The organism is Zoogloea sp. (assembly GCF_030157465.1).
Classification (GTDB): domain Bacteria; phylum Pseudomonadota; class Gammaproteobacteria; order Burkholderiales; family Rhodocyclaceae; genus Zoogloea.
On sequence record NZ_JAOAUU010000037.1, the window covers coordinates 1 to 5507 of the forward strand.

Annotated in this window: 8 protein-coding genes; 7 read left to right on the forward strand and 1 reads right to left on the reverse strand. The window is 64.4% G+C overall.

The features are described from left to right. Positions 1-51: 51 nt before the first annotated feature. Positions 52-960 (reverse strand): LysR family transcriptional regulator, encoded by a 909-nt coding sequence (locus tag Q1W26_RS04310; protein ID WP_300436338.1) that lies wholly within the window; start codon positions 958-960, stop codon positions 52-54. 149 nt (positions 961-1109) lie between these two features. Between Q1W26_RS04310 and Q1W26_RS04315 the strand changes: the two genes are divergently transcribed. The 7 genes from Q1W26_RS04315 to Q1W26_RS04345 all read left to right on the forward strand — a co-directional run bounded on the left by Q1W26_RS04315 (position 1110) and on the right by Q1W26_RS04345 (position 5328). Next, entirely contained in the window at positions 1110-1361 is a 252-nt protein-coding gene (locus tag Q1W26_RS04315; protein ID WP_300436340.1) for a hypothetical protein, read from the forward strand. Between the two features lie 81 nt (positions 1362-1442). Continuing rightward, positions 1443-2879 carry an NAD-dependent succinate-semialdehyde dehydrogenase gene (locus Q1W26_RS04320; RefSeq protein WP_300436343.1) on the forward strand — a complete coding sequence of 479 codons (1437 nt, stop codon included), beginning with the start codon at positions 1443-1445 and terminating at the stop codon, positions 2877-2879. Between the two features lie 31 nt (positions 2880-2910). Beyond that, positions 2911-3489: an antibiotic biosynthesis monooxygenase gene (locus Q1W26_RS04325; protein WP_300436345.1), complete on the forward strand. Its 579-nt coding sequence runs from the start codon at positions 2911-2913 to the stop codon at positions 3487-3489. A gap of 180 nt (positions 3490-3669) precedes the next feature. Next, positions 3670-4266, forward strand: a complete 597-nt coding sequence (locus tag Q1W26_RS04330; RefSeq protein ID WP_300436348.1) for a cytochrome c oxidase subunit 3 family protein — start codon at positions 3670-3672, stop codon at positions 4264-4266. Positions 4267-4274: 8 nt separating this feature from the next. Further along, positions 4275-4562 carry a cytochrome C oxidase subunit IV family protein gene (locus Q1W26_RS04335; protein WP_300436351.1) on the forward strand — a complete coding sequence of 96 codons (288 nt, stop codon included), beginning with the start codon at positions 4275-4277 and terminating at the stop codon, positions 4560-4562. 96 nt (positions 4563-4658) lie between these two features. After that, the gene (locus Q1W26_RS04340) at positions 4659-5054 is read left to right on the forward strand and encodes an RNA-binding protein (protein ID WP_300436354.1); all 396 of its coding nucleotides are present in this window, start codon (positions 4659-4661) and stop codon (positions 5052-5054) included. Between the two features lie 97 nt (positions 5055-5151). After that, positions 5152-5328 (forward strand): hypothetical protein, encoded by a 177-nt coding sequence (locus Q1W26_RS04345; RefSeq protein ID WP_300436357.1) that lies wholly within the window; start codon positions 5152-5154, stop codon positions 5326-5328. Positions 5329-5507: the final 179 nt, after the last annotated feature.

The window sequence follows — 5507 nt, forward strand, 5'->3', positions numbered from 1 at the left end:
GACAACATCGCCACATGCGACGCGCTGCTCGCCGAGGAGGGCTGAGCCGGGTTAGCCCGGCACCACCTTTTCGAGCTGCGCGCGCAGCCACGAAACGGCCGGGTCGCCGTGGTTGCGGGGGTGCCAGGCCAGGCGCAGGCCGAAACCACGGTCGCTGAAGGGCAGCTCGAACATGTCGAGCACATTGGCAAAGCGGCTCATCAGCATCGATGGCAGGGTGCACACCAGGTTGGAGTTGCGCAGGATTTCCGGCACCAGCATGAACTTTTCGACCGACAGCACGACATTGCGCTGCCGCCCCTGGCTGGCGAGGTTTTCATCCACGTAGCCGTGCATGCTGCCCCCGACTTCGGTCACCAGCACGTGCTGGAGCTCGCAGTAGGCGTCCAGGTCGAGGGGCACGTCGCCCCGCGGGTGGCCTTTGCGCTGGGCCATCACAAAGCGCCCGTGGATCAGCGGCCGGGCTTTCATCGTGGCGGGCACGATGCGTTCCGAGGCGAGCAGCAGGTCCACCTCGCCGCGTTCCATCTGCGAGGCGATCACATCGATTTCCGGAACGCGAAAGGCGAGGCGCACGCCGGGCCAGGCATGGGCGGCGAGTTCCTCGATGAGGGGCAGGCCGATCACCACCATCGCGGTGTCGTTCAGTGCCAGCTGGAAGGTGCGCGCGTCGGTGGCCGGGTCGAAGCTCGGCTGGTGCAGCACCACCGATTCCAGATCCTTCAGCGCCAGGTGCAGCGCGGGGCCGAGGGCCAGCGCCCGGGTGGTCGGCGTCATGCCGCGTCCGGTTTCGGCCGGCAACAGCAACGGATCGTTGAAAAACTGGCGCAGGCGGGCCAGCTGGGCCGACAGGGCCGGCTGGCTGATGTGCAGGCGCCGCGCCGCGCGGGTGACGTTGCATTCGGCCAGCAGCGCATCCAGCGAGACGAGCAGGTTGAGGTCGATCTGACGCAGATCCATTGTTTAATCCACCGCGGTTATATGTGGAATACCATTAATCGATTTCCAATATATGTCGCATCTCCCTAGAATTCAATTCGTAAATTGCCTTGTTTGATCTTCCCGGACTTCTTCGGGACGCGGCGGGGCAACATCGAAAGGAGTGCAACATGGACATCGTTGAATGCCTGCGCGCGACGACCGAGAGCAGTGCGCTTAAAAACGAAGCCGTAGCCGAAATCGAGCGCCTGCGCGCCGAAAACGAAATCTTCCGTACCGCATTGCAGTGTGCTGATGTCGCCATGGCCGGCGCGCCGATCTGGCATGCCCAGCACCGCGTCCTCAGCGAAGTGATCATCGAGCTGAAGAAAACGCTGGCCAGCGCCCCAAAGGCCCGTGAAGTCGAGCCCTGCGAGGCCTGAACCCCGCGTGTAAAGGTGGACCGGGCAGGGCCGATGCATGAAAATCCGCCCGCCTTCCACCCCTGAATCGAGGACGAAACAATGAGCTACCCCAACACCCAGTTGATGATCGCCGGCCAATGGCAGGACGCCGCCGACGGCCGCACGCTGCCGGTCTTCAACCCCGCCACCGGCGAGGAAATCGGCCGCGTCGCCCATGCCGGCATCGCCGATCTCGACCGTGCGCTGGCGGCCGCGCAAACGGGTTTCGAAACCTGGCGCGACATTTCCGCCCTCGAACGCGGCAAGACCATGCGCCGCGCCGCTGTGCTGATGCGCGAGCGCGCCGACCGCATCGCTTCGCTCCTGACCCGCGAGCAGGGCAAGCCCCTCGCCGAGGCCAGGATGGAAGCCCTGGCGGCGGCCGACATCATCGACTGGTTTGCCGACGAAGGCATGCGCGTGTATGGCCGCATCGTGCCGTCGCGCAATCTGGCCGTGCGCCAGATGGTGTTGAAAGACCCGGTGGGCCCGGTGGCGGCCTTCACGCCGTGGAACTTCCCGATCAACCAGGCGGTGCGCAAGGTGGGTGCCGCGCTCGCCGCCGGCTGCTCGATCATCGTCAAGGCCGCCGAGGAAACCCCGGCCGCGCCGGCCGAACTGATCCGCGCCTTCGTCGATGCCGGCGTGCCCTCCGGCGCCATCGGCCTGGTGTATGGCAACCCGGCCGAAATCTCGGGCTACCTGATTCCGCATCCGGTCATCCGCAAGATCAGCTTCACCGGCTCGACCGTGGTGGGCAAGCAGCTTGCCGCGCTGGCCGGCCAGCACATGAAGCGCGTGACGATGGAACTGGGCGGCCACGCGCCGGTGATCGTCGCCGAAGACGCCGACATCGAACTGGCGGTGAAGTCCGCCGGCGCGGCCAAGTTTCGCAACGCCGGCCAGGTTTGTATTGCGCCGACCCGCTTCCTGGTGCACGAAAGCATTCGCGGCGACTTCATCACTGCCCTTGCAGGCTATGCCCAGGGCCTGAAGGTGGGCGACGGCCTTGCCGAGGGCACCCAGATGGGCCCGCTGGCCAACCCGCGCCGCATCAGCGCGATGACCGAAGTCATGCAGGACGCCGTGAAGCAGGGCGCCACCGTGGCCACCGGCGGTGCCCGCATCGGCGAGACCGGCAACTTCTTCGCCCCGACGGTTCTGGTCGATGTGCCGCTCGATGCCAAGGTGTTCAACGACGAACCCTTCGGCCCGGTGGCCGCCGTGCGCAGCTTCAACACGCTGGAAGAAGCCATCGCCGAGGCCAATCGCCTGCCTTACGGCCTTGCCGGCTACGCCTTTACCCGCTCGCTGAAGAACGCGCACCTGCTGTCCCAGCGCGTCGAGGTTGGCATGCTGTGGATCAATCAGCCGGCCCTGCCGTCGGCGGAAATGCCCTTCGGCGGCCTCAAGGATTCGGGCTACGGCTCGGAAGGCGGCCCGGAAGCACTGGAAACCTATCTCAACACGCGCGCGATCTCGATCGCCAACGTCTGAGTCGATTCCCGATAAACAGGAAGACATGAACATGGAAGCCAAGACAGCCTCTGCCGCACCCACGCCGGGCCAGGTCACCCGTATTGCACGCCGCCGCGCCCAGCCGGGCAAGGAGGCCGGTTACGAAGCACTGGTTCGCGAGATGTTCCAGCAGATGCGGGCCAGTCGCGGCTTCCTTGGCGCCGAGTTGCTGCCGCCCCACGAAGCTGGCGGCGAATACCAGGTGGTGGTCAATTTTGCATCGGAGGCCGACCTGCAGGGCTGGGATGCCTGTCCGGCCCGCGCCTCGATTCATCAGCGCATGCGCGAAGTGGCCGAGGCCGAGCCGGAGTACCGCAGCCTCTCCGGCCTTGAAGCCTGGTTTGCGCCGGCGGTGGTGCCCGCCTCGATGCACCCGCCGCGGGTGCGCATGGCGGCGGTCACGTGGCTGGGCATCTTCCCGACGGTGTCCTTCTTCCTGTGGTTCGTGCTGCCCTACCTGCAGAGCCTGCCCTTCCTGCCGCGTACCGCGATCCTCACCGCACTGATCGTGATGACCATGACCTGGGTGGTGATGCCGCGTCTCACCAAGCTGCTGCGCGGCTTCCTCAATCCGCACCTCAAGAAGTAGATCCGGCGCCTTGAGCGCAGGCACCAGGGCCGTCCGCAGCGTTGCGGGCGGCCTTTTTTCATTGATGTTCATCAAGCTGGAAATTAATTCTGCACCGACCGGAATACGGTCAGGCTGTAACGTTCGTGCATCGCCCGCTACCCTTAGATTGGGGGCTGGCGTCATGTGCAGGAGAGCGTAATGGAAATGGTAATGAGTGCCCCGGCCGGAGGGTTGGAGGCGGCAGGGCGGGTGCCCGGCAATCGCGGCATGTGGGTGGGCATCCTGTGCGAAATGACCGAGTTTGCGCTGATGTTCCTGGCCTACGCCTGGTTCAAGCAGGTGCATCCGGCAGATTTTCACAATGGCCCGGCCATGCTCAACACCGCTTCGGGGGTGTGGAACACGGTGGTGATGCTCACCAGCGGCTACTTCGCGGTGCGCGCCTTGTTTGCGATCCGTCGCAACGATGCCGCCGCCGCGCGCAACTGGCTGATGGCGACACTCGTTGGCGGCATCGCCTTCCTGTTGATCAAGGCCTGGGAATTCAACTGGAACATCGATCACGGTGTGGTGGGCACCGGCAACAGTTTTGTCGCCATGTACTACTACCTGACCTTCAACCACTTGGTGCACGTGGTGTGGGGCTGCCTCGGGCTGATCTGGGCGATCCTGCGCACAAGCTTTGGCGCCTACAGCCCTGAAGACCATGACGGGCTGGAGGCCGCGGTGCTGTACTGGCACGCAACCGACCTGGCGTGGATCGTTATTTTTCCGCTGCTCTACGTGCTCAGGTGAGGTGGGGGATGAAGATCATGCAAGCGGACGGACAGGAGCGCCAGGTCACCCTGGTCTGGCTCGGGCTGGTGGCGCTGACCCTCGGCAGCGCGTGGCTGGGCGAAGGGCTCGCGTCGATCGGCATCACTGCGGCGCTGGTGGCCCTGATCGTCGCGATCAAGGGTTTGCTGGTGATACGGTATTACATGGGCCTTACCGGGCGGGGCTCGCGTCTGGGCCAGGTGATGCGCCTGTATTTCGTCGTGGTGCCCCTGCTCATCCTGCTGGCGGGCGGGGCCGGAGCCGTGCTTTCCTGATGCGCGCGCGAAAACATTCGACGCCTTTGCAAGGCCTTGCTATTGTATAAATTCGCGACCACATCCAGGCCGCCTTACTTTCATGGAGCGTGTCAATTGGGTACCAAGCTTTACGTAGGTAATCTGGCTTACAGCGTCGACAAGAGCATTCTTGAAGAGATGTTTGCCGATTTCGGCACCGTGACCTCCGCCCAGGTGATCATGGATCGTGAGACCAACCGCTCCAAGGGTTTCGGCTTCGTCGAAATGGGGTCGGACTCGGAAGCCCAGGCCGCGATTTCCGGCCTGAATGGCAAGAACGTGGATGGTCGCAACCTCACTGTGAATGAAGCCCGTCCGCAAGAGCCCCGTAGTGGCGGCTTTGGCGGTGGCGGCGGTGGCCGTCGCGGCCCGGGTGGATTTGGCGGCGGCGGTGGCGGTGGCGGCGCAGGTCGTCGTGGCCCCGGCGGCGGCGGTGGTGGTGGCGGTTTTGGCGGTGGCGGTCGCTACTGACCTTTTAGATGTCCGCCGGCCTTGGGCCGGCGGTTTTGCTTGGTAGGGTAGCCGCAGGGCTGCCTGATTCCGGGCTCATGACGGGAGAAAATGCCTCTTGGCCAAGCCCAATTATTCGTTCGAGAAACGCCAGCGCGAGCTGGACAAGAAACGCAAGCAGGAAGAAAAGCGCTTGCGCAAAAATGATGGAAAAAGCGAGCCTGATGGCTCGGGCGAGGCGGCACAGCACGACTCGCCCCCTGCCGCCACGGAGCCGAACTCCGGCGCGCAGTAGCGTTCTGCAAGGCTTGAGCCGGTTTGAAGCCGGCAAGACCAAACCCCGCGTTGCAGGGTTTCAGTCTGCTGACGAACCCCCGGTTTTCCGGGGGTTTTGTTTTTGTGCGACCGGCCTGAGGGCACTGTCCCGTCCTGCTATAGCTTGACAGCCTTCGGCGTGCCGTTTCGCCGATCAGC